At 44.0% G+C, this 23,754-nt stretch carries 13 protein-coding genes and 1 other annotated feature; of the genes, 7 read left to right on the forward strand and 6 right to left on the reverse strand.

Annotated features, from left to right (window positions below):
- Nucleotides 1-9 precede the first annotated feature (9 nt).
- The 3 genes from gltB (L7A31_RS07955) to gltB (L7A31_RS07965) all read right to left on the reverse strand — a co-directional run bounded on the left by gltB (L7A31_RS07955) (nt 10) and on the right by gltB (L7A31_RS07965) (nt 10,846).
- On the reverse strand, nt 10-4,470 hold the full coding sequence (gltB, locus tag L7A31_RS07955; protein WP_237360981.1) for a glutamate synthase large subunit: 4,461 nt from the start codon (nt 4,468-4,470) through the stop codon (nt 10-12).
- Nucleotides 4,471-4,841: 371 nt separating this feature from the next.
- Complete coding sequence (locus tag L7A31_RS07960) at nt 4,842-6,311, reverse strand: glutamate synthase subunit beta (protein WP_237360982.1); 1,470 nt, start codon at nt 6,309-6,311, stop codon at nt 4,842-4,844.
- Nucleotides 6,311-10,846, reverse strand: a complete 4,536-nt coding sequence (gene gltB / locus L7A31_RS07965) for a glutamate synthase large subunit (protein ID WP_237360983.1) — start codon at nt 10,844-10,846, stop codon at nt 6,311-6,313. Before gltB (L7A31_RS07965) ends, L7A31_RS07960 begins: the two co-directional genes overlap by 1 nt.
- A gap of 545 nt (nt 10,847-11,391) precedes the next feature.
- Here gltB (L7A31_RS07965) and mnmL point away from each other — a divergent pair.
- From mnmL to L7A31_RS07980, 3 genes are all read left to right on the forward strand, one after another.
- On the forward strand, nt 11,392-12,315 hold the full coding sequence (mnmL, locus tag L7A31_RS07970) for a tRNA modification radical SAM protein MnmL/YtqA (protein ID WP_237360984.1): 924 nt from the start codon (nt 11,392-11,394) through the stop codon (nt 12,313-12,315).
- A gap of 90 nt (nt 12,316-12,405) precedes the next feature.
- Complete coding sequence (gene arcB, locus L7A31_RS07975) at nt 12,406-14,757, forward strand: aerobic respiration two-component sensor histidine kinase ArcB (RefSeq protein ID WP_237360985.1); 2,352 nt, start codon at nt 12,406-12,408, stop codon at nt 14,755-14,757.
- Between the two features lie 4 nt (nt 14,758-14,761).
- Nucleotides 14,762-15,214 carry a hypothetical protein gene (locus L7A31_RS07980; protein ID WP_237360986.1) on the forward strand — a complete coding sequence of 151 codons (453 nt, stop codon included), beginning with the start codon at nt 14,762-14,764 and terminating at the stop codon, nt 15,212-15,214.
- Between the two features lie 84 nt (nt 15,215-15,298).
- Here the strand turns inward: L7A31_RS07980 and arcA are convergent, their stop codons facing one another.
- Complete coding sequence (gene arcA, locus L7A31_RS07985) at nt 15,299-16,015, reverse strand: two-component system response regulator ArcA (RefSeq protein WP_237360987.1); 717 nt, start codon at nt 16,013-16,015, stop codon at nt 15,299-15,301.
- A gap of 710 nt (nt 16,016-16,725) precedes the next feature.
- On the opposite strand from arcA, the gene L7A31_RS07990 reads away from it, so the two are divergent.
- On the forward strand, nt 16,726-17,211 hold the full coding sequence (locus L7A31_RS07990) for a putative 4-hydroxy-4-methyl-2-oxoglutarate aldolase (protein WP_237360988.1): 486 nt from the start codon (nt 16,726-16,728) through the stop codon (nt 17,209-17,211).
- Between the two features lie 59 nt (nt 17,212-17,270).
- Here the strand turns inward: L7A31_RS07990 and L7A31_RS07995 are convergent, their stop codons facing one another.
- Complete coding sequence (locus tag L7A31_RS07995) at nt 17,271-17,741, reverse strand: hypothetical protein (protein ID WP_237360989.1); 471 nt, start codon at nt 17,739-17,741, stop codon at nt 17,271-17,273.
- Between the two features lie 376 nt (nt 17,742-18,117).
- Nucleotides 18,118-18,239 (forward strand) — a sequence feature (Thr leader region).
- A gap of 28 nt (nt 18,240-18,267) precedes the next feature.
- On the opposite strand from L7A31_RS07995, the gene thrA reads away from it, so the two are divergent.
- From thrA to thrC, 3 genes are read left to right on the forward strand one after another with little or no spacing between them, the layout of a single operon-like run.
- Nucleotides 18,268-20,727, forward strand: a complete 2,460-nt coding sequence (thrA, locus tag L7A31_RS08000; RefSeq protein WP_237360990.1) for a bifunctional aspartate kinase/homoserine dehydrogenase I — start codon at nt 18,268-18,270, stop codon at nt 20,725-20,727.
- Between the two features lie 2 nt (nt 20,728-20,729).
- A complete protein-coding gene (gene thrB / locus L7A31_RS08005; protein WP_237360991.1) occupies nt 20,730-21,734 on the forward strand; it encodes a homoserine kinase in 1,005 nt (334 codons plus the stop codon).
- Nucleotides 21,731-23,017 (forward strand): threonine synthase, encoded by a 1,287-nt coding sequence (gene thrC / locus L7A31_RS08010; protein ID WP_237360992.1) that lies wholly within the window; start codon nt 21,731-21,733, stop codon nt 23,015-23,017. The genes thrB and thrC overlap by 4 nt, the downstream gene beginning before the upstream one ends.
- Before the next feature lie 55 nt (nt 23,018-23,072).
- On the opposite strand, the gene L7A31_RS08015 is transcribed toward thrC, so the two are convergent.
- Nucleotides 23,073-23,693: a TRIC cation channel family protein gene (locus tag L7A31_RS08015; RefSeq protein ID WP_237360993.1), complete on the reverse strand. Its 621-nt coding sequence runs from the start codon at nt 23,691-23,693 to the stop codon at nt 23,073-23,075.
- Nucleotides 23,694-23,754: the final 61 nt, after the last annotated feature.

A 23,754-nucleotide genomic window follows, 5' to 3' on the forward strand; every position in this document is an offset into this window, starting at 1 on the left:
TTCCAATTCTTACTGTGCTTGAACGCGCAGTTCAGCAGCGCTACGACTTTGGTGACCTAACAAGGTGTTAAGGTCAGCGGCTTTGGGCTTAACGAGGAAGAATTTAGGGATCCATTCATCAAAGTTAGCCAGAATATCTTCCGCGTGAACTGAGCCTGTAAGCTCTAGGTGTTCGGCAATCAGTCCGCGTAAGTGTTCTTGGTGAATATTGAGTGATGATAGCGATAGAGCTTCCACCGACTCATTATTCACGCGACCTTGGAAATCATCGTTCGCGTCAAGCACATAGGCAAATCCACCTGTCATTCCTGCGCCAAAGTTAACCCCTGTAGCGCCAAGAATCGCGACGATTCCGCCAGTCATGTATTCACAAGCATTGTCTCCCGCACCTTCAACAACGGCTATGCAGCCTGAGTTACGTACACCAAAGCGTTCGCCAGCGGTACCAGAGGCAAATAGCTTACCGCCAGTCGCACCATACAGACAGGTGTTACCGATGATGGTCGCTTCGTTGCAATTGAAGGCAGTACCTAAGTGTGGCTTGATAACAATTTTGCCGCCGGCCATACCTTTGCCGACATAGTCATTTGCGTCACCAGTTAGATAGAGCTCAACGCCTCCCGCGTTCCATACACCAAAAGACTGGCCAGCCGTGCCTTGCAGCTGCAATTTGATTGGAGATGCAGCCATACCTTGATTGCCATAGCGCTTGGCGATTTCACCTGACAATCGAGCGCCGATCGAGCGGTCTGTGTTCAATACATCGTAGAACAGAGTGATTGACTCTTTATTTTCAATTGCCTGTTTTGCTTCGTCGACTATCTTTTGATTGAGCTCCGCTTTATCAAACGGTGTGTTTGGCTGCGTCCAGTACATTGGGTGGTTGTCTGCAGAAACAGGTTTTTCCAAAATATGCGATAAATCGAGTTTGCTCTGCTTGGCTGTTTTACCTTCTACAATTTCGAGTAGGTCAGTGCGGCCAATTAAATCAGTGAGCTTTTCAACCCCTAACTCAGATAGGTATTGACGTACTTCTTCAGCAAGGCCTGTGAAATAGTTAACGACCATTTCTGGCAAGCCTTTGAAGTATTCTTTACGCAGTTTTTCATCTTGAGTAGCAACACCAGTCGCACAGTTGTTTAGGTGACAAATGCGCAAGAATTTACAGCCAAGTGCAACCATAGGTGCCGTGCCGAAACCAAAGCTCTCTGCTCCTAAAATGGCTGCTTTTACAACATCTAACCCTGTTTTCAAACCGCCATCCACTTGCAGGCGAATCTTATGACGTAGACCATTTGCAACCAATGCTTGTTGTGTTTCGGCTAAACCTAGTTCCCAAGGGCTACCAGCATATTTGACTGATGTTAGAGGGCTTGCTGCAGTACCACCATCGTAGCCGGAGATAGTGATTAAGTCGGCATATGCTTTTGCAACGCCAGTCGCGATAGTACCAACACCCGGCTCGGAAACTAATTTAACCGATACGAGAGCATCTGGATTGACTTGCTTCAGATCGAAAATCAGCTGCGCTAAATCTTCGATAGAATAAATGTCGTGATGTGGTGGTGGAGAGATGAGCGTGACACCTTGCACAGAGTAACGTAGTTTAGCAATCTCAGCCGTTACTTTGTGTCCTGGAAGTTGGCCACCTTCACCGGGTTTTGCCCCTTGTGCAACTTTTATTTGTAGGACATCGGCATTGGTTAGGTAATGCGGAGTCACTCCAAAGCGGCCGGAAGCAATTTGTTTGATTTTAGAGTTTCGATTGGTGCCAAATCGGCGTTTATCTTCGCCGCCTTCACCAGAGTTTGAATAGCCGCCAAGTTTGTTCATCGCGATAGCTAATGCTTCGTGCGCTTCTGGGCTCAATGCTCCAATAGACATTGCAGCAGTGTCAAAGCGTTTGAACAGTTCAGACTTTGGCTCAACTTTCTCTATTTGAAGCGTTTTAGATGGTTTTTTCAGTGCCATTAAATCGCGCAGCGTTGCCGCTGGCCTAGAGTTCACTTCTTCTGCGAACGTTGCATAGTCTTGGCCTTCACCTGATTTTACGGCTTTTTGCAGACTGCTCACTACATATGGGTTATATGCATGGTATTCACCATCATGAACATACTTCAGTAGGCCGCCATGCTCAATTGGCTTACGTTTCGCCCAAGCTTTTCTGGATAGATTAAATAAGTCTTGTTGGAAGTCGTCAAAGCTTGCACCTTGGATTCTTGTAGCGACACCCTTAAAGCATAAATCCACCACATCTTGGTGCAAGCCAACTGCTTCAAATAGTTGAGAGCATCGATAAGAAGCAATAGTAGATATGCCCATTTTTGACATGATCTTGTACAGGCCTTTATTGATGCCGAACTGATAGTTTTGCATCACGTCGCGGTAGTTTTTACTGATCGCACCATCATCAACTAATTTGCCTAGTGTTTCGTAGGCAAGATACGGATAGACCGCAGTTGCTCCAAAGCCAAGTAATACAGCAAACTGATGAGGATCTCGAGCTGTTGCTGTTTCAACAATAATGTTGGCATCGCAGCGAAGGTTGGCGTTGATTAAACGTGTTTGCACTGCGCCCACAGCCATCGCAGCTGGGATCGGTAGTTTCCCTTTGCATAGAGCTCGGTCAGAAAGTACAACTAATACAGTGCCTTCTCTAACGACCTGTTCAGCTTCACTACAAAGTGATTCAATAGCTTGTTTTAGCGTGGTGGTGTTTGGGTCGTAGCTGATATCGACGATCGTATTGCGGTAATGTTCATCACTCAACTCAAGCAACTGCTGCATATCTGAGTAGAGTAGTACAGGGGAATCAAAGGTAACTCGGTTGGCGTGTCCATCTGTTTCACAGAAGACATTCATTTCTTGTCCAACACTGGTCGCTAAAGACATTACGTGCTTTTCTCGCAATGGATCGATCGGCGGATTGGTTACCTGAGCGAACTTCTGGCGGAAGTAATCTGTGACCAAGCGTTCTTTGGAGGACAGTACAGCCATTGGGGTATCATCACCCATTGAACCAGTTGCTTCTTGGCCCATGTCACCCAAAATACGCAACACCTGATCGACTTCCTCGTTCGACATTGCGAACTGCTTTTGATAAGTCTTAAGTAAATCTTCATCGAAGTTGCGTTCGCCGACTACTTCATCTGCGAGCTCAGAAAATGGCGTGAGTTTGTGAACGTTATTTTCCATCCAAGTTTTGTATGGATGACGCTCTTTTAGGTCGTTATCAATTTCGCTTGATTGCCAGAGCTTGCCTTCGTGTGTATCAATCACAAGCAGCTCACCCGGTCCAACGCGGCCTTTCTCTGCGACTTCATCCGGCGCGTAATCCCAGATGCCGACTTCAGATGCAAGGGTAATAAGCTTATCTTTAGTCACCACATATCGAGCAGGACGCAAGCCATTTCGGTCTAAATTACAAGCAGCGTAACGGCCATCGGATAGTACAATACCAGCAGGGCCATCCCAAGGTTCCATGTGCTTTGAGTTAAAGTCATAGAATGCACGTAACTCAGGATCCATGTCAGGGTGATTTTGCCATGCTGGAGGTACAAGCATTCGCATTGCGCGGAAGATGTCCATGCCTCCGGCCAAAAATAGATCCAACATGTTGTCTAGGCTAGATGAATCTGATCCTGTTTCGTTAACGAACGGTGCCGCGGTTTGTAAGTCTGGTAGAAGTGGAGAGGAAAATTTATAAGCCCTTGCTCTGGCCCATTGTCTATTGCCTTCAATAGTATTGATTTCACCGTTGTGAGCTAAGTATCGGAAGGGTTGAGCGAGTGGCCAGCGAGGTTGTGTGTTAGTAGAGAAGCGTTGATGGAAAAGGCATATGGAAGACTCCATCCTGAGATCCGCCAAATCCAGATAAAATCGCGGCAAATCCGCTGGCATACACAACCCTTTATAGATGATAACTTGGGTTGATAAGCTGCAGATATAGAAGTCATCATCGAGAATCTGCTTTTCTATCCTGCGTCTCGCAATATATAAACGCCTTTCAATATCTCTTTCGAGCCATCCAGCAGGAGCAGAAATAAAGACTTGCTGAATATTCGGTAGTGAGTCTCGTGCGATAGGGCCAAGAACGTCAGGGTTGGTAGGAACGGTTCTCCAGCCTGCAACGTTAAGGGTTTCTTTACCCAGTTCAGAGTTGATAATCTCTTGTGACTTTTGAGCTTTGGTTGAGTCTTGGCTCAAAAATATCATTCCGACAGCATACTGTTTACTTAGGTTGAAGCTTTCATTTTCAGCAACCAATCGCATGTAAGAGTCTGGTTTCTGAAGCAGTAAACCACAACCATCTCCAGTTTTTCCGTCGGCGGCAATACCACCACGGTGAGTCATGCGATCAAGTGCCGAAATTGCTGTACGAACGAGCTTATGGCTTGGTTCGCCTTCCATATGGGCAATCAAACCGAATCCACAATTGTCTTTCTCAAGCTGAGGATCGTAAAGCGCCATTGCAATTCTCCCTGTAATTTTCTGTCTACCAGACAGTAAAATGGATAATTATAATAATTGTTTATTTTTGACTAACTATTCATATTTTTTGACTAAAACGTTGCTTTAATCGCAAGGTCATTTTTAAGCCGAAATTACAAGCTAAAGGTTATTGTGAAAAAGGTCAAGTTATCGGGACAAAATGGCTGAACCGAAAAACTTATCATGTTATGGCATTGAAGGTGATAAATAACAGAGGGTTGCGTAGCTGGGTTTATTGGAACTGAGGCGAGCTAACTAAAAAAAGGGCCAGCGTTTATACTGGCCAAAACTGTTAAGAAGGAACTAGTGATTTAATTTGTAGTGAATAATTCGTTAAATGATAAGTGGGGCTACACGGACATCATTAGAGAATCAGCCTTTGCTTCTAAATTGGAGTTACCCATTAGATAAGCGTCAATGTCAATGGCGCACTCTCTGCCTTCATTGATGCAACGAACAACCAGCGATTGCCCGGTTCGCATATCTCCTGCCGCGAATACTCCCGGCTGGTTGGTACTGAAGCCACTTGTAGCAACGTTACCTCTTTCATCAAGCTCAATATCGAGTTGCGCGAGTACTCCTTGAGGTTCCGGGTGTAAAAAACCCATTGCAAGGAAAGCCATATCGCAAGGAATTACTCTCTCACTATTTGCGACTTCCTCGAACCTTGGACGTTCATCAGCCTTTGCTTCATGCCAAATAATATCAGCAATACGAATACCGGTTAGTTCGCCTTTTTCGTTGCCAACAAACTCCTTGGTAAGAATATTCCACTGTCGTTGGCAGCCTTCTTCATGAGATGTAGAAGTACGCAATATCATTGGGTACTGTGGCCAAGGCATATTGGCAGGTCGCGCTTCCGGTGGCATTGGCATGATTTCAACTTGAGTGACACTTGCAGCGCCGTGACGATTGGAAGTGCCGACGCAGTCCGAACCGGTATCTCCGCCACCGATAACAACAACGTGTTTTCCTGCCGCATGTATTTCTTCAGACTTCAGGTCCATATTGTTCGCTCTGCGATTGTTTTGAGCGAGAAATTGCATTGCGAAGTGAACGCCTTTTAGATCGCGACCTTGAACAGGCAAATCACGAGGTACAGTTGAGCCGCCAGTGAGTAAGATTGCATCGTACTCCTGATTGAGTTGTTGAGCGTTGATGGTTACACCAACATGTTGGTTAACCTTAAAATCGATGCCTGCTTGTTCCATCATATTAATTTTACGGTCAATGACTTCCATATTGAGCTTAAAGTCGGGAATGCCAAAACGGAGCAAACCACCCACTTTTTCATCTCGCTCAAAGACAGTAACATTGTGTCCCGCACTATTTAGTTGTTCTGCTGCAGCAAGCCCTGCTGGACCTGAGCCAACAATGGCAACTTTCTTGCCAGTGCGAGAGCGTGGCGCTTTTGGTTTGGCATAGCCATTTTGGTACGCTTTTTCCACTATGGTTTTTTCGATGTTGCAAATTGTGATTGGATCTTGGTTGATGCCTAATACACAAGCACTTTCACAAGGAGCTGGACATACTCGCCCGGTAAACTCAGGAAAATTATTGGTAGAACTAAGAATATTCCACGCCTCTTCCCAGCTATCGCGATATACGGCGTCGTTAAACTCTGGAATGATGTTACCAATTGGACAGCCGTTGTGACAAAACGGTACGCCACAATCCATGCAGCGGGACGCTTGAGTATTTACCTTATCGCCAAACTCTTGGTTTAGGACAAACTCTTTATTGTTTTTGATACGCTCTGCCGGTTCGATTTTCCCCGGCAGTTCGCGGCCATGTTCTAGAAACCCAGTTGCTTTACCCATTACACAGCCTCCATTTCATTTTGCTTCTCTTGTGCACGTTTTTGTAGTACCGCTTTGTAGTCGCGTGGCATGACTTTGACTAAAGAGGCTATGCCCGCAGCAAAGTTATCTAGGAAAGATTGCGCGACTTCACTACCGGTGTATTGGACGTGCTTGGTTAGCATCTCTTTAATGAGTGCTTCGTCTTGTTCTTCAATTGGATCGAGATCAACCAGTTCGGAGTTTAGCTTGGATTCGAAGTCACCAGATTTATCCCATACGTAAGCGATACCGCCACTCATGCCAGCTGCGAAGTTACGTCCCGTTGAGCCTAGAATGACAGCGACCCCTCCCGTCATGTATTCACAACCATGGTCACCAACACCTTCAACGACGACTTTCGCACCTGAATTTCGAACGCAGAAACGCTCGCCTGCTAGGCCTCGAATATAGGATTCGCCTGAAGTAGCGCCGTAGAAACAGACATTGCCTACTACGATATTATCTTCAGCGACAATGGAGGATTTAGCGTCTGGATAAAGAACAAGTGTTCCACCAGAAAGTCCTTTGCCCCAATAATCGTTCGCGTCACCCTCGACTTCAAATGTTGCACCCTTCGCAAGGAAAGCTCCGAAAGACTGTCCTGCAGAGCCATTGAACTTAACGGAGACTGGTTTAGGCACACCTTGATCTTTGTAGACTTTGGACACTTCATTGGAGAACATAGTACCCACGCTGCGGTCAGTGTTGACGATTGGCAGTGTTATATTGACTGCTTCACCGCGCTCAAGTGCAGGAGCTGCTTGTTTGATGAGCTCTCTATCAAGTACGCTTTCAAGCTGGTGGTTTTGCTCAATTTGTTGATACACACCATCTTGTTCTCGAGCAGGCTCATTAAATAGAACTGGGGAAAGGTCTAGATTATTATATTTCCAATGACCAGAATCTTTCTTCACGCGCAATTTAGTTGATTGACCAACCATTTCATCAATGGTTCTGAAACCGAGCTCCGCCATGATTTCACGTAAACCTTCTGCCATGTATTCAAAGAAGGTAACGACGTCTTCCACGCGACCATCAAAACGCTCGCGAAGGGTTTTATTTTGCGTTGCGATACCAACAGGACAGGTGTTTTTATGGCATTTACGCATCATGATACAGCCTTCAACGATCAGAGCTGCAGTTGCAACGCCCCATTCTTCTGCACCTAGTAATGTGGCAATAGCAAGGTCACGTGGCGTTTTCATTTGGCCATCAGATTGAACAACGATTCGATTGCGCAAGCCGTTTTTCAATAGTGTTTGATGTGTTTCTGCTAGTCCTAGCTCCCAAGGAAGGCCAGTGTGGCGAATCGATGAAATAGGTGATGCACCTGTTCCTCCATCAAATCCTGCGATAAGCACAACATCTGCTTTCGCTTTTGCCACACCTGATGCAATGGTGCCCACACCAGCTTCAGAAACTAGCTTTACGTTAACTCGGCTTTTTCTATTGGCATTTTTCAAGTCGTAGATCAGCTGAGCCAAGTCTTCGATGGAGTATATGTCGTGATGTGGAGGTGGTGAAATGAGGCCAACTCCTGGGGTAGAGTGACGAGTCGCTCCAATCCAGTCATCGACTTTATCTCCAGGTAACTGTCCACCTTCACCAGGCTTAGCGCCTTGAGCCATCTTAATCTGTAGCTCATCAGCGTTGGTTAAGTAGTACGACGTCACACCGAAGCGACCTGAAGCAACCTGTTTAATTGCGGAACGCTCCCAGTCACCATTTTCTTTTCTCTCGAAGCGAGTTGGATCTTCACCGCCTTCACCGGAGTTCGATTTTGCGCCAATTCGGTTCATCGCAACAGCTAATGTTGAGTGCGCTTCATAAGAAATGGAACCAAACGACATTGCTCCAGTGGCAAATCGTTTTAAAATATTGCTTGCAGGTTCAACTTCGTCGATAGAGATGGAGCCAGCTGGATTTTTTATAAACTCCAATTGGCTTCGTAGAGTAGCAGCATAGTGGCTTTGCTCGTCAACTGTATTGGCGTACTTTTTAAACTGTGCAAAATCTTTGTTACGAGTCGATTGTTGCAGTAGAGAAATAGTTTCTGGGTTGAATAGGTGTTTTTCCCCACGCTGCTTCCATTGGTATACGCCGCCCACATCTAAAGTTTGGATGGGTATTTCTCGTGTTGGGTATCCTATTCTATGGCGAACTAATACTTCTTTGGCAATGTCATCAATAGTTAAGCCTTCAATACGAGAAATAGTACCAGTGAAGTACTTATCAACGACTGACTTACTGATACCGAGAGCTTCAAAGATTTGCGCTCCGTGATAAGACTGTAGTGTTGATATACCCATCTTAGAGAAGATTTTGAGAAGGCCCCCGTTAACACCTTTGCGGTAGTTATTGAATAGGTCGTCGACGGATGTTTCAGGATCAAGTTTGTTAGTGCGTTGCAACTCGATAATGCTTTCGGTCACAAGATATGGATTGACTGCGTTTGCGCCATAGCCGACTAGAGTTGCAAAGTGGTGTGTTTCTCGCGCATCACCAGTTTCGATGACGATGTCACATTTGGCTCTCAAACCTTTACGAATGAGGTGGTGATGAACCGCACCTACAGCAAGCATTGCAGGGATGGCCGCGTGGTTAGAGTTAATAGCTCGGTCAGTTAGTAGGATGATTGAGTAACCGTCTATCACCGCATCTTCGGCATATTGGCATACTCGTTTTAGAGCTCGCTCTAGTTTACCCGGCTCATCACTTGCTCTGAATACGATATCCAATGTTTTAGCTTGCAAGTGCTCGTTATCTATCGCGCGCAGCTTTTCCAGTTCAGTGTTGGATAGCACTGGCGAGTCCAGTTCAACTTTCTGACAGTGCTCAGGTGTTTCGCATAGTAAGTTTTGATCTTTTCCTAAATAGGTTTTAAGTGACATTACCATGCGCTCACGAATTGGATCGATTGGCGGGTTAGTCACCTGGGCGAAAAGCTGTTTGAAGTAGTTAGAAAGATGTTGGGATTGATGTGATAGAACGGCCAGCGGCCAGTCAGCTCCCATAGAACCGAGAGGTTCATAGCCTGTTTGTGTCAGAGGGAGAATGATCTCATTTACTTCTTCGCGGCTGATACCAAAGGCTTGTTGTTTATGTAAAAGACGCTCAGGTGTTGGCTGATGGTGAACGTTTCCAGAGTCTGGAAGCTCATTTAGGCTGAGTAGGTTGTCGTTAACCCACTGCTGATAAGGTTGCGCATTGGCAATTGTATCTTTGACTTCTTCATCAGAGATAATGCGCCCCTGCTCAAGATCTGCGACAAATATGCGTCCCGGTTGTAGCCGTCCGCGGTACTCGACATTTTCAGGTTTGATATCAACTACACCTGATTCAGATGCCATAACAAGGAAGTCGTCTTTAGTAACGGTATAGCGAGATGGGCGTAAACCATTCCTGTCTAGGGTCGCACCTACCTGTACGCCATCAGTGAAGCAAACTGATGCAGGGCCATCCCATGGTTCCATGATATTTGCGTGGTATTGGTAGAAAGCTCTGCGTGCAGAGTCCATGGTTTTATTCTCTTGCCACGCTTCAGGAATGAGCATCATTAGCGCGTGTGGAAGTGTTCTTCCTGATAGAACAAGTAACTCTAACGCCATGTCGAAATTTGATGAATCGGAGCTGTTTTCCTGACAAATAGGTAGCAGCATATCGATTTCGGTTTGCGTGAATAACTCAGATTCTAAAATGGCTTCACGCGCTTTCATCCAGTTGAGATTGCCGCGAACTGTGTTGATTTCGCCATTGTGAGCAATATAACGGAAAGGTTGAGCAAGGCGCCATTTCGGGAAGGTGTTGGTAGAAAAGCGAGAGTGAACCAGAGCCAAAGCTGTAACCATAGACGGACTACGCAAGTCTAAGAAGTATTGTGGAACTTGTTCAGTGGTTAGCTGGCCTTTATACACCAAGGTCTTGTAAGACATTGAGTTAATGTAAAAGTCATCGCCGATGTTAGAGACGCTTTCCAAGCATACTCGTACAGTATAGTTGCGTAATACATACAGTTTGCGCTCAAGTTCTTCAGGGGTAGTGCTAGGGCCTCCAGAGACAAACACATGCTCAAATTGAGGTTCGCTGCTAAGTGGATCGTCACCAATCATAGAGTTGTCGGTTGGCAGGACTCGGTAGCCCAAAATTTCTAACTCAAGTCGTTTGGCATTGCGCTCTAGAATGTCACGGCATTGCGCTCTCTTGTATTCATCTTTCGGAAATAATATGACGCCAACACCATATTTTTCAAAAGAAGGCAGCCTAATGCCCAGCTTAACGGTTTCTTCTAGCAAAAACTCATGAGGCTTTTGCAGCAAGATACCCGCTCCGTCACCACTGCATGGGTCGCAGCCTTGTCCACCTCGATGTTCCATACGAGCGAGCATATCTAAAGCTTGGGTGACAACTTTATGCGATTTACGGTTTTTTAAATGAGCGACAAAGCCGATACCACAGGCATCATGCTCTAGCTCTGGTGTATAAAGACCTTGGAGACTCTGCTCTTTGTCTACCATTTTGTACATCCTTCCAGTTAAGTGCAGCTACATCTCAACAAATAGGATTCGCTGGTGCGCTGCTAATTGTTATCTTTGTCCAATTCCCTAAATCAGGCTTTTAGGTTTTTGACGCTATATCTCGACGAAAATACTGCGAGAAAAATAGCTATTAGTTATTTTTCGTTGTGTTTACCAATTATTTAGCTTTAAGTCTTAAGTGATTAAGATTTGACCACATAATCAACTATTAACATGTAAAAAAATCTCACTAAAATGGCATTTTGTGTAACTATCCTACAATTGACCAATTGTAAAATGCAATGGAAATAATACGGATATTTCCTATTCTTGTGTTTTTTTAATCAAGGAAAGCTCGGGCTTTGTATGAATTTACTTGTTTTTCGTGCTAGATAACGACTTGTTTGATTTTGTGCAGTACACCTAAGAGTATTCTAAAGTACCCTTTAACTCAGTTTTTAATTACAAAAGTGTAATTAATTTACACTTACTATTGCTACCAATATGCACTATAGAGCTGTTTGGTATGCACTGAGTTTTTTTATATGCAGTTACATGAGTTAGTGAACACATTTGGCCAAGATCTTCGCAGGCGCTATGGGGAAAGAGTCCATAAGTTGACTCTGCATGGAGGATTTAGTTGTCCCAATCGAGATGGCACCATTGGCCGAGGCGGGTGTACGTTTTGTAATGTCGCTTCGTTTACGGATGAAAAAGTTCAGGTACAGTCTATCCAAGAGCAGCTACAGGATAGGGCTAAGGAAATAAAGAGGGCGAGCAAGTACCTTGCTTATTTTCAAGCATATACAAGTACTTATGCAGAGGTTCAGCTACTTAAAAACATGTATGAGCAAGCTTTATCTGGCGCTGATATTGTTGGTTTGTGCGTAGGTACTCGACCAGATTGTGTTTCTGATGACGTTTTCGCATTGTTAGCAGGATATGTAAATCAAGGTTACGAGGTATGGCTTGAGCTTGGCCTGCAATCTGCCAACAATGATACGTTAAAGCGGATCAATAGAGGTCATGACTTTGAGGTGTACGCGGATATTGCTGCGAAAGCTCGTAGCCTTGGAATTAAAGTCTGTACTCACCTTATTCTTGGACTACCAAAAGAGGGGCGCAGCGATAACTTGGCCACACTGGATGCGGTACTAGAAGCGGGTACTGATGGCATTAAGCTGCACGGACTTCATATAGTCGAAGGCAGCACTTTAGCGCGAGCATGGAAAGCCGGGAAAATAGATCTTTTGTCGCTAGAAGAGTACGTCTCAATTGCCAGTGAAATGATCCAAAAAACACCGGCTCATATCGTCTATCATCGAGTCAGTTCTTCAGCTCGAAGACCGACACTTTTGGCTCCGTTATGGTGTGAAAATCGCTGGTTGCCTATGACCGAAATAGGACGGCAACTAGATAAGTCTGGTAGCCAAGGAATACTCATCGGTGATAGCTTTATACCAGATTAGATTGAGCGAGTGCCAAACTTCACTAGGTACTTGTTACACCCAATAAGCAAACCATGTAAACTAGCGCTAACTACGGAAGTGAGGCGCTAAATGAAACTGATAAAAAATCTTGCTCAGTATTATGTTGATTTGTTGGTAAAACTGGGCATTTTACGTTTTTCAATTCTTTTGGCTCTAGCATTAGTCGCGCTGGCTGTTGTTGTGCAGGTTGGTATCACAATGGCGTTGACTGGCCATGTTGATAACATTGATATTGTTCGCTCCGTCTTCTTCGGTATTCTGATCACACCTTGGGCAGTCTACTTTCTTTCCGTTGTGGTTGACCAATTGGAAGAGTCTCGTCAGCGTTTGTCTAAACTTGTTTCCAAACTCAAAGACATGAGAACTCGTGACCAAGAATTGAACCGCGAGTTACAAGACAACATCGAGCGATTGAACCAAGAAATTCAAGAGCGGATAAAGGCAGAAGAAGCGCGTAAGGTCGCTATTCGAGACTTGGAAAATGAGGTCTTTGAACGTGAGCGGACTCAAGTCGAGTTAGCCGAACGAACAGTACTTTTACGCTCATTTATCGATGCTTCGCCAGACCTTATTTATTACCGAAAAGCCAATGGAGTGTTTTCGGGCTGCAATAAAGCAATGGAAACGCTCACGGGGAAATCAGAGCGTCAGCTAGTTGGATTGACGCCTTGGGATGTTTACAGCAAAGAAGTTGCTCAACAAGTTGTCGCCACCGATCAAGAAGTATTCTCTAGCAATCAATCACTGACTTATGAGCAGTGGCTGCAATACCCTGATGGTCGTAAGCACTTTTTTGAAATGCGTAAAGTGCCTTTTTACAGTAAAGATGGTCATCATTTAGGCTTGGTTGGTTTTGGTCGAGACATTACAGAACGTAAACGTCATGAAGAATCTCTCGAGCGTGCCAGCCGAGAGAAAACAACGTTCATCTCTACTATTAGTCACGAACTGCGCACACCTCTAAATGGCATCGTTGGCCTAAGCCGTATGTTGCTAGATTCTAGGTTGTCCGATGAACAGCGCAGACACATGCAAACAATAAATGTCAGTGCAATAACACTCGGTAATATATTCAATGATATTATCGATATGGATAAGTTTGATAGAAGGAAGCTGGAGCTATTCCCAGTTCCAATTATCCTTAATGATTTTGTCAACGAAATGGAAAGCATCTCTGCTTTGATGGCGCAGCAGAAAGGACTGCGCTTTAGCTTAGATCGATTAACAGATCTTCCATTTGGCATTGAAGTCGATGCAACTCGCTTGCGGCAAGTGCTTTGGAATTTGATAAGCAATGCGATGAAGTTTACCAAAGAGGGTGGTGTAGTAGTATCGGTAAGTGCTGAAGTTGAAGATACGCAAGCGTCAATTATGTTCCAAGTTGAAGATACCGGTATCGGCATACCAAAGTCGGAGCTGGATAAAATTTTCGCCATGTACTATCAGGTAAAATCCAGCAAAGATAACTTACACGCGGTAGGTACGGGAATTGGTCTCGCGGTTTCTGCTCAATTGGTCAAAATGATGAATGGCGATATCGACGTGAGCAGCGAAGAAGGATATGGAAGTACTTTTACCGTAACTATTCAAGCCCCTCTTGCAGATGAACAGTCTCTTTTACCTAAGCCTGTTAAAACGACACGAAGCTTAAACATATTCATGGTAGAAGATATCGAGCTCAACGTAACTGTTGCGTGTGCGTTGCTAGAAAGTTTAGGCCATAAAGTGACTGTTGCGATGACGGGGAAAGAAGCTCAGGCGATTTTCAAGCCAGAGCAGTTTGATATGGTATTTCTTGATATTCAGTTACCTGATATGACAGGTTTTGAAATTGCAAATCACTATCGAGAAGTATATGCAAATTTGCCTCCGTTAGTGGCTCTTACTGCTAACGCGATTAGTAATAAAAAGGATTATCTTGAACGTGGTATGGACGATGCGATAAGTAAACCACTGTCAGTGGAGGCCGTTCAAGAGGTGATTGTTAAGTTTGAAAATGAGTTGGAAAGTGAGGTGGTTATGAAAGATACATCAAGTAATGAATCTACACCTTCAGTAGATGGCAAAGATATTTATGTCCATCTGCTTGATCTGGAAATGCTTGAGTCATATATAGGCATCGTTGGGCCGGATCCAATGAAGGAAAGTGTGAAAATGTTTGAAGAGCTAATGCCTGGCTATGTCGATGTGCTGACTTCGAACCTCACAGCAAAAGATCAAAAAGGTATTGTCTCTGAAGCTCATAAAATCAAAGGCGCAGCAGGATCTGTAGGTTTGAAACATATCCAACAGATTGCCCAGAAAGCTCAAACGCCAGATACCCCAGCTTGGTCAGAGAATATTGCTGACTGGGTCGAAGAAATCAAAAACGAATATCAGCATGATGTTCAAGTATTAAAAGAGTGGTTATCACACAGGTAAATATATGAAAAAGTTTCTTTTAGCGTCGTTGGTGTTAGTACTTCTGGCTGGGTGCAGCAGCGCACCGCAAGGAATTTGGTGTCAAGACAACCAAGCTCAAGTGTCAGGTGACAGAATTGTCATGAAGAGTAACTTATGGGTGACGAACGTACCTGCTACTGTTGAAGGTCAAGATCAAACCCTGCATGGAACCTTATATCTGGATTCTCACAAGCCTTTGCCACCTAATTTAGGTGTCGTCGAAGTTTCAGTGAAGCAAGGAGACAAAACATGGGTTTTCTACGGTGAGGATCTTGAAGTTCAAACCAATTATGAAAACCAATGGCAAGTCGCTTTCGAGTGGGAAAAGGTACCAGTTAACTTAGCTAAGCCAGTTGATGTTGCTCTGCAAGTCAAAAATGGCAAAAGGTCTGAATGGTTAGTTGAACAAGAAGTGCAGGTAAACTCGGTAGAGTAGGGTATTTAAAGTAACAAAAAGGTCGAGGCTAAACCTCGACCTTTTCTATTTTATATTGGGCTTCACCCAAAACTAAAAGACAAATTAGTCTTCCAAATCACCACAGAAACGGTAGCCTTCACCGTGAATTGTTGCGATGATCTCTGGCGTACCTGACACTGATTCAAAGTGCTTACGGATACGACGAATAGTTACATCAACAGTACGGTCATGTGGTTTTAACTCGCGGCCTGTCATTTTCTTCAGCAGGTCGGCACGAGTTTGAATTTTGCCTGGGTTTTCGCAGAAGTGTAATAATGCTCGGAACTCAGAGCGAGGTAGCTTGTAGCCATCTCCACTAGGGCTAACCAACGAACGGCTGTTTATATCAAGAACCCAACCATTGAATTGATACTTATCTACGCTGCGTTTTTCTTCTTGAGCAACGCTTGTATTCATCGAGCGGCTTAACAGGTTTCTTGCACGAATAGTCAATTCACGAGGGTTGAATGGTTTAGTGATGTAATCATCTGCACCAATTTCAAGGCCTAGAATCTTATCAACTTCATTGTCGCGACCAGTTAAGAACATCAGCGCAACATTTGCTTGCTCACGAAGTTCGCGCGCAAGTAATAAACCATTTTTGCCAGGTAGATTGATATCCATGATAACCAAGTTGACTTGGTTATTAGATAGCACATGGTGCATCTCTTCACCGTCACTGGCCTCAAAAACAGCGTATCCCTCTGCTTCAAAAATACTCTTAAGAGTGTTACGAGTTACTTGCTCATCTTCAACGATGAGGATCTGCGGGCTTTGCATTGGCGGTACCTAAACTTGTGAAAAAATTGTGCTAACAGAATAAATATTAGGCAAAAAAGATAACATACGAGTAATTTGATGTTGATAATAAACCAAAGTTTGAAAAAAAACACTAACTTTGGACGCCCGCCCTCCTTGGATCTATATTAAAAAATTGGGCTAATTCCCAAGTTTTATCCATCATATCTGCTAGTCGATGGTGCGAATTTTATAATCTTAACAGCATGCTAACAACGTTATAATGTTAGTTCTCAACATTTTGTTGATTTATGTCAATAGATGAAACCTAGGCGGAACAAGTCAGTGTCGTTGTTACATTTTGTGCAGAAAATGATCGCAAAAATATACGTATGTAGCGCCGCATCGGTTGGAAATTAAGATTTCGGCATAGGGCGAAGATAGCGTTATGGAGATGTGATAGTGTGAATTTATTGGACGAAATGACTCTAACCTTATGAATTTAAATAAGCTACATAGCCGGAAGCAGTGAAATTGTAGTGCCATTGACTAAAGTTTATCAATAACTACTGTGAAATAGAGCTGCTGTTTGGCGTGATGGTAGAGGCGTGCGATGCGCTCCTCAATTTAGCTTGGACTAACATTTCGTCTATTTTGTTGATTGAGACTTACATACTGCTATAAGTGGCAGGCTATAGTTGAGCGAATCAATAGGACGAAAAAGGAATTTGGGTATTTTCTTGGAGGAAAAAATGAAAGATCTAACGCCAGACATTTGTGACCAGTACGAAGACAAAGTGACTTTGCTTGAGCTTCCACTTGCCAACTTTGGCCGAAAAAGTGCTTTTTGTGGAGAGATTGCTACTGTTCGCTGCTATCACGACAACTCTAAAGTGCGAGACATGTTGCAACAAAACGGTGAGGGTAAGGTTTTATTTGTTGATGGTAACGGCTCTTGCCAAAGGTCGTTACTTGGCGACAACCTTGCTGAATTAGCCATTAAAAATGGTTGGCAGGGGGTAATTGTTAATGGTGCGATTCGTGATGCTGCAACCATATCTGAAATGGACTTGGGAGTGAAAGCTTTAGGGACCTGCCCATTTAAAACAGAAAAAAAAGATGTAGGTGAAATCAACGTATCGCTCACGATTAACAACCAAATGATCCAACCTGGTGACTATATATATGCTGACTGGAATGGGATCGTAATGTCCCAAGAGAAGCTAGAAGTTAAATAGTGGACAAACTGAATCAAGAGAAGTGGAGTTAGGATCTTTCGATCCTAACTTTGTAAAATTTAGAATCGAAATCCAATTCCTACTTCGATACCCTGACGCCATTCTTGGTAGTCAAGTGTGGCGTGTACATCTAAATTCTCACTTAATTTCATTCGGCTCGATACTTCTGCTGCAACTGACGTGACATTATCTTCATAAACAGTTTCCGTATATGAACGGAGCGTACTTTTCACTGTGATGCTTTCAGTTACTTGGTAGCTCAACCCACTTAGTAAACCGTTGACCATTTTTTTCTCGCCATCAACTTCCGAGTTATCGATACGAGCTCCGACATAGAGATCAATTTTATTGAAAACGTTATAGGAGTATCCGCTGTCTATCTTAAATGACTCGTCGTTTTGAGTCGTGTTTTCACTAGATACAAATAGCTTATGAGGTGATGCTTTTTTTTCTGAAGGAAAGTTTGGTAAGTCCTCTGCTTGTAAAGGAAAACAGATAGCAAGCGGCAACCAATACATGACTGTTTTCATCCACCGCTCCTTTGTTTTTTAATAATTATTATCCGTAAATTGGGCTATTACCCTAATTATGTGACACTTGTTTTTCGAGTCACTGGGTATAAGTAAAGCACAAATTTTGAGCTCCGGTAGTGGCATCTATATAGTTTTTAGTTATTAATATTTGCTCTTGGTTTTAACTAGTTGCATATGCGCTTTTCTGTGCTTAATAATATTAAATAGTTAGCGAGTTTTAGCTCTAAAATCGATCTTGAAACACCCAACTCCTATTCGTGAAATTTAGAAAATATGAAATTAATTTCAATTTTTGATTGACGGCTTAGACAAAAGTAGGGTAAACGTATTGGGTAGATGGACAACAAAAGAAACACAGCATTCATGCAATCTGCTAACCAATTAGTAATGACCACAACCATTATTATTACCGACATTACCAACGTTGGGGCAGGCTGCTAAGCGAAAGAAATTCAAAAAAAGGCCTGTATCCCACCAGATACAGGCCTTTTTTTATACCAATTTATTACTTGTGGAGGATGAGATGCGAGTATTGAAGTTTGGTGGCTCATCGTTGGCTGATGCCGATAGATTTTTAAGAGCTGCAGATATAATTGTAAATAATGCCCAGCAGGGAGAGGTATCGGTAGTACTTTCCGCTCCGGGAAAGACGACCAATAAGCTCGTATCGGTTATTGATGGTGCGCTTCGAAATGGAGAAGCGGAGTTACAAATTGCTGAGCTAGAATCTTCATTTCAGTCGCTGTTTAACGATATAAAGCTTCAGCTATCAAATGTGGATGGCAGAGGCTATTTTAACCAAGTAAAAACATCACTATCTCAGCTTCGCCAGTTCGTTCATGGCATCAATTTGCTTGGCATGTGCCCAGATAACGTCAATGCTCGAATTATTAGTAAAGGTGAAAGAGTTTCTATCCAGCTAATGAAAGCTGTACTAGAAGCAAAGGGGCAGAAAGCGAGTTTAATTGACCCAGTAAAATATTTGCTAGCCGAGGGTGAGCCTTTAGAGGCAATGGTGGATGTTGAATCTTCAACTGAAAACTTCAAAAAGAGTCCATTGGCAGAAGGCTATGTACATATCATGCCTGGCTTCACAGCGGGCAGCGATAACGGAGAGTTGGTTACGCTAGGGCGAAATGGTTCAGACTATTCGGCAGCGGTATTAGCATCATGCCTTCGTGCTGAGTGCTGTGAGATTTGGACGGATGTCGACGGTGTTTACAACTGCGATCCTCGTTTAGTTGATGATGCGAGACTATTGAAATCTCTTAGCTACCAAGAAGCCATGGAGCTATCTTATTTTGGCGCATCGGTTCTCCATCCAAAAACTATTGCTCCTATTGCTCAATTCCATATTCCTTGTTTAATCAAAAATAGCTTCAATCCTCAAGGAGAAGGCACACTTATTGGCCAAGATACTGGCGAAGATAAATTGCCGATTAAGGGGATTACTACACTAAATAACCTTGTGATGGTGAGTGTCTCAGGCCCAGGTATGAAGGGAATGGTTGGCATGGCTAGCCGAGTATTCGGTGCAATGTCTTCGGCTGGTATATCTATTGTATTGATAACACAATCGTCTTCTGAATATAGCATCAGCTTCTGTATCGAATCTGCAGACAAAGCGCGGGCAGAGCAAGTTCTAGCGGAAGCATTTGATCTTGAATTAAAAAACTCTCTTCTGGAGCCAGTCGAGTTTATCGAAAACCTTTCTATCATTACTTTGGTTGGTGATGGTATGCGAACTTCCAAAGGCGTTGCATCAAGATTCTTTTCGTCGCTCGCTGAGGTTAATGTTAATATTGTTGCGATAGCACAAGGCTCGTCAGAAAGAGCAATTTCAGCCGTTGTACCAGAAGATAAAATTTCTGAGGCAATCAAAGCTTGTCATGAGAACCTATTTAATTCTAAACATCATTTGGATATCTTTGTTGTTGGTATTGGTGGTGTTGGCGGTGAGTTGGTCGATCAAATCCAGCGTCAGCAAGCTAAGCTTGCGGAAAAAGGTATCGTAATTCGAGTCTGCGGGTTAGCTAACTCTAAAGGTTTGTTGCTTGATGGTAATGGCTTGCCTCTGGAGCATTGGCGAGATCGCATGAATGGTGCGACTGAAGGCTTTAGCCTAGCGCGTCTCATTTCTTTAGTTCAACGCAACCACATCATTAACCCTGTGTTAGTCGATTGTACTTCTAGCGAGACCATTGCCAACCAGTACGCAGAGTTCTTATCAGCTGGCTTTCATGTAGTTACGCCAAACAAGAAAGCGAATACAGCCAGCATGGCCTATTACCATCAACTTCGTAATTCAGCTTCATTGTCTCGTCGTAAGTTTTTGTACGAAACAACAGTCGGAGCCGGTTTGCCTGTTATCGAGAACCTACAAAATCTGATTTCAGCAGGGGATGAACTGGAGAAATTCAATGGAATTCTTTCAGGTTCGCTTTCCTATATTTTTGGTAAATTGGATGAAGGGATGACATTGAGTCAAGCAACCAATATCGCCAAAGATAATGGCTTCACTGAGCCAGATCCGCGAGATGATCTTTCTGGAATGGATGTAGCGAGAAAGCTACTCATTTTGGCTCGAGAAACTGGCTTGTCTTTAGAATTGGATCAAGTTGAAGTGGAGCCAGCTCTACCACCAGGTTTTGATGTTAGTGGCAGCATAGAAGAGTTCATGCAACGTCTACCACAGGCAGACAAGTATTTCACAGAGCTTTCAGAAAAAGCAGCTAAAGAAGGTAAAGTGCTCCGTTACGTTGGTGAGATCTTAAATGATAAGTGTAAAGTTAGCTTGAGCGCAGTAGATGAAGACGATCCAATGTTTAAGATAAAGGATGGCGAAAACGCACTGGCATTCTACAGCCGCTATTATCAGCCAATTCCTCTTGTTTTACGTGGCTATGGTGCGGGCACGGAAGTGACAGCCGCGGGAGTATTTTCTGATGTCATGCGTACACTCGGATGGAAATTAGGAGTATAGCTATGCAGGATAGCAATCAAGTGCACGTTAGTAACCAAGGGCAGAGTAGTAACGAGGTTGTCGTATACGCTCCAGCTTCAATTGGTAATGTGAGTGTTGGATTCGATGTGCTCGGTGCAGCGGTCTCTCCAGTCGATGGTACTTTGTTAGGTGATCGAGTATTCGTTAAGCAAGGAACCCAGCCATTCTCACTTGATACTTCAGGAGCATTTGTAGGTAAGCTGCCGAAAGATGCCAAAGATAATATCGTGTTTGATTGCTGGCAGGTATTCTCTCGAGAGCTCGAAAAAAAGGGCCTAGCAGCTAAACCGGTTCACATGACTCTTGAAAAAAATATGCCTATTGGATCGGGGCTAGGCTCAAGTGCGTGCTCGATAGTGGCTGCATTAGACGCGTTAAATCTATTTCACGAACTTCCTCTCAATAAAGATGAGCTTCTTGAGCTTATGGGTGAAATGGAAGGAAAAATCTCTGGCAGTGTTCACTATGACAACGTTGCACCGTGTTACTTAGGTGGTGTTCAGCTTATGGTGCAGGAACTGGATATTATCAGCCAGGAAGTGCCAAGTTTTGACGAGTGGTATTGGGTTATGGCTTATCCAGGCATTACTGTTTCAACAGCAGAAGCCCGCGAGATTTTGCCTTGCCAGTATCGCCGCCAAGACATTATTGCTCATGGCCGTCACTTGGCAGGTTTTATCCATGCTAGCCACAGTGGTCAGCCGGAGCTTGCAGCTAAAATGATTAAAGATGTGATAGCTGAACCTTATCGTGAAAAGTTGCTACCGGGTTTTGCTGATGCGAGAGCCTATGCTGCTTCCGCTGGTGCTATGGCTACTGGAATTTCTGGTAGTGGACCGACACTGTTTAGTATTTGCCAGCAGCTGGATGTGGCCGAGAGAGTGGCTAGCTGGTTAGAACAAAATTACGTTCAGAACAAAGATGGATTTGTTCATGTTTGTCGTATCGACAAGCATGGCTCTAAAAATACAGGAAACAAGCTATGAAGCTTTACAACATTAAAGAAAATGACCAACAAGTCTCTTTTGCCCAAGCAGTACGTCAAGGTTTAGGTCGCAATCAAGGGCTATTTTTCCCAGACTCGCTACCAGTATTTGAAGATGTCGATAAGCTTTTATCTGAGGACTTTGTGACTCGTAGCACTCGTATTCTCTCTGAGCTTATTGGTGATGAATTGTCTGCCGAGCAAGTCAATGCGATGGTAGACGCAGCATTTCAATTTCCAGCGCCAATCAAGCAAGTAAAAGACGGTACTTATGCATTGGAGCTGTTTCATGGCCCAACGCTAGCGTTCAAAGATTTTGGTGGTCGCTTTATGGCTCAATCGCTTGCTGCTGTGTCAGATGGCGGCAAGATTACCATCTTAACAGCGACGTCTGGTGATACTGGTGCGGCAGTCGCGCATGCTTTCTATGGTATGGATAATATTGATGTCGTGATTCTTTATCCAAAAGGAAAGATTAGCCCGCTGCAGGAAAAGTTATTTTGTACATTAGGTAAGAATATCCACACTGTGGCAATTGACGGCGATTTTGATGCGTGCCAAGCCTTAGTTAAGCAGGCATTTGACGATGAGGCTCTACGTAAAGAAATTGGTTTGAACTCTGCAAACTCTATCAATATTAGTCGTTTAATGGCTCAGATCTGTTACTACTTCGAAGCTGTTTCTCAACTATCTGAAGCCGAAAGGGAAAACCTAGTGGTTTCAGTACCGAGTGGTAACTTTGGTAATTTAACTGCGGGATTATTGGCCAAAGCAATGGGACTGCCAATTAAGCGCTTTATTGCCGCAACGAATGTCAATGATACGGTTCCTCGTTATTTGCAAAGTGGTCAATGGCAACCGAAGCCGACAATCGCAACAACTTCAAATGCAATGGATGTCAGCCAGCCGAATAACTGGCCTCGCATCGAAGAGTTATGTAAAACCAAAGGCTGGTCATTGGATATGCTTGGTAAAGGCGCTGTTACGGATGAGCAAAGCGCGCATGCAGTTAAAGAGCTTAATCAGCTTAACTACCTTTGTGAGCCGCATGGTGCTATTGCGTATCGAGTGCTATCTGAACAGCTGCAAGAAGGTGAAACAGGCTTGTTCCTGTGTACAGCGCACCCAGCTAAGTTTAAAGAAGTAGTTGATGATATTTTGAGTATAGATATGGGTTTGCCAGCACCATTAGCGAAACATGCTCAGATGGAACTACTATCCAGCGAAATGGATGATGATTTCTCAGAGTTGAAATCTTTACTTCGAAACGTAGCCAACCAGTAGAACGGTTGAGGTTAAGTACTTTAAAAGGGAGCGAATGCTCCCTTTTGTGTTTGCGCTACTTATGAATGGCAAAAGTAGGCAAAGATAGGTGCCAGCGGATCGCGGCTAGCCGAATAACCAAAACAGAGATAACACATGATAGGAACGCTTCAGAGCGACTAAAACCAAACGACAATGCACTAGTTTGGAATGCGCCGCCAATGATACAAGCCGTTGCGTAGACCTCACTTCTCAGCACCATTGGCACCTCTCGCGCCAGCACATCTCGGATGATGCCCCCACCACAGCCAGTGATTACGCCCATAATGATTGCTATGAGCCCAGAGCTCTGGTAAATAAGTGATTTCTCCACACCGATGCCGACGAAGGCCGCAAGTCCAATAGCATCGCAAACAGGCAGCACCCACCACGCTATACGTTTAGGTCGCCGAACCACAAGCATGGTCAATAGGCAGGTAACCAAAATAACCCAAATATAGGTGGTATCTTTGATCCAAAAAACAGGTGTCGCGCCAAGGGAAAGGTCACGAATCGTGCCACCGCCTATGGCGGTAACACTAGCTAAAACAATCACCCCGAAAGGATCCATTTTAAGGCGACCTGCGAGTAACACACCAGAGACTGCAAATATCGCAGTGCCAAAGAGATCAACAGTATAGAGTAGTGGTGCTTCCACAGGCAGTTTACTCGCTAGCTAATTATTAATTGTCGTTTTAGGGTGCAATTGTACGCAATTT

Origin of the sequence: Vibrio marisflavi CECT 7928, assembly GCF_921294215.1 — a bacterium.
Taxonomy (GTDB): domain Bacteria; phylum Pseudomonadota; class Gammaproteobacteria; order Enterobacterales; family Vibrionaceae; genus Vibrio; species Vibrio marisflavi.

Coding starts and splice junctions, on each gene's coding strand:
- gltB (WP_237360981.1), bottom strand. CDS start 4,470: ATGGCGCTTTACGATCCTCAGCTTGAGAAAGACAATTGTGGATTCGGT.
- L7A31_RS07960 (WP_237360982.1), bottom strand. CDS start 6,311: ATGGGTAAAGCAACTGGGTTTCTAGAACATGGCCGCGAACTGCCGGGG.
- gltB (WP_237360983.1), bottom strand. CDS start 10,846: ATGGTAGACAAAGAGCAGAGTCTCCAAGGTCTTTATACACCAGAGCTA.
- mnmL (WP_237360984.1), top strand. CDS start 11,392: ATGCAGTTACATGAGTTAGTGAACACATTTGGCCAAGATCTTCGCAGG.
- arcB (WP_237360985.1), top strand. CDS start 12,406: ATGAAACTGATAAAAAATCTTGCTCAGTATTATGTTGATTTGTTGGTA.
- L7A31_RS07980 (WP_237360986.1), top strand. CDS start 14,762: ATGAAAAAGTTTCTTTTAGCGTCGTTGGTGTTAGTACTTCTGGCTGGG.
- arcA (WP_237360987.1), bottom strand. CDS start 16,015: ATGCAAAGCCCGCAGATCCTCATCGTTGAAGATGAGCAAGTAACTCGT.
- L7A31_RS07990 (WP_237360988.1), top strand. CDS start 16,726: ATGAAAGATCTAACGCCAGACATTTGTGACCAGTACGAAGACAAAGTG.
- L7A31_RS07995 (WP_237360989.1), bottom strand. CDS start 17,741: ATGAAAACAGTCATGTATTGGTTGCCGCTTGCTATCTGTTTTCCTTTA.
- thrA (WP_237360990.1), top strand. CDS start 18,268: ATGCGAGTATTGAAGTTTGGTGGCTCATCGTTGGCTGATGCCGATAGA.
- thrB (WP_237360991.1), top strand. CDS start 20,730: ATGCAGGATAGCAATCAAGTGCACGTTAGTAACCAAGGGCAGAGTAGT.
- thrC (WP_237360992.1), top strand. CDS start 21,731: ATGAAGCTTTACAACATTAAAGAAAATGACCAACAAGTCTCTTTTGCC.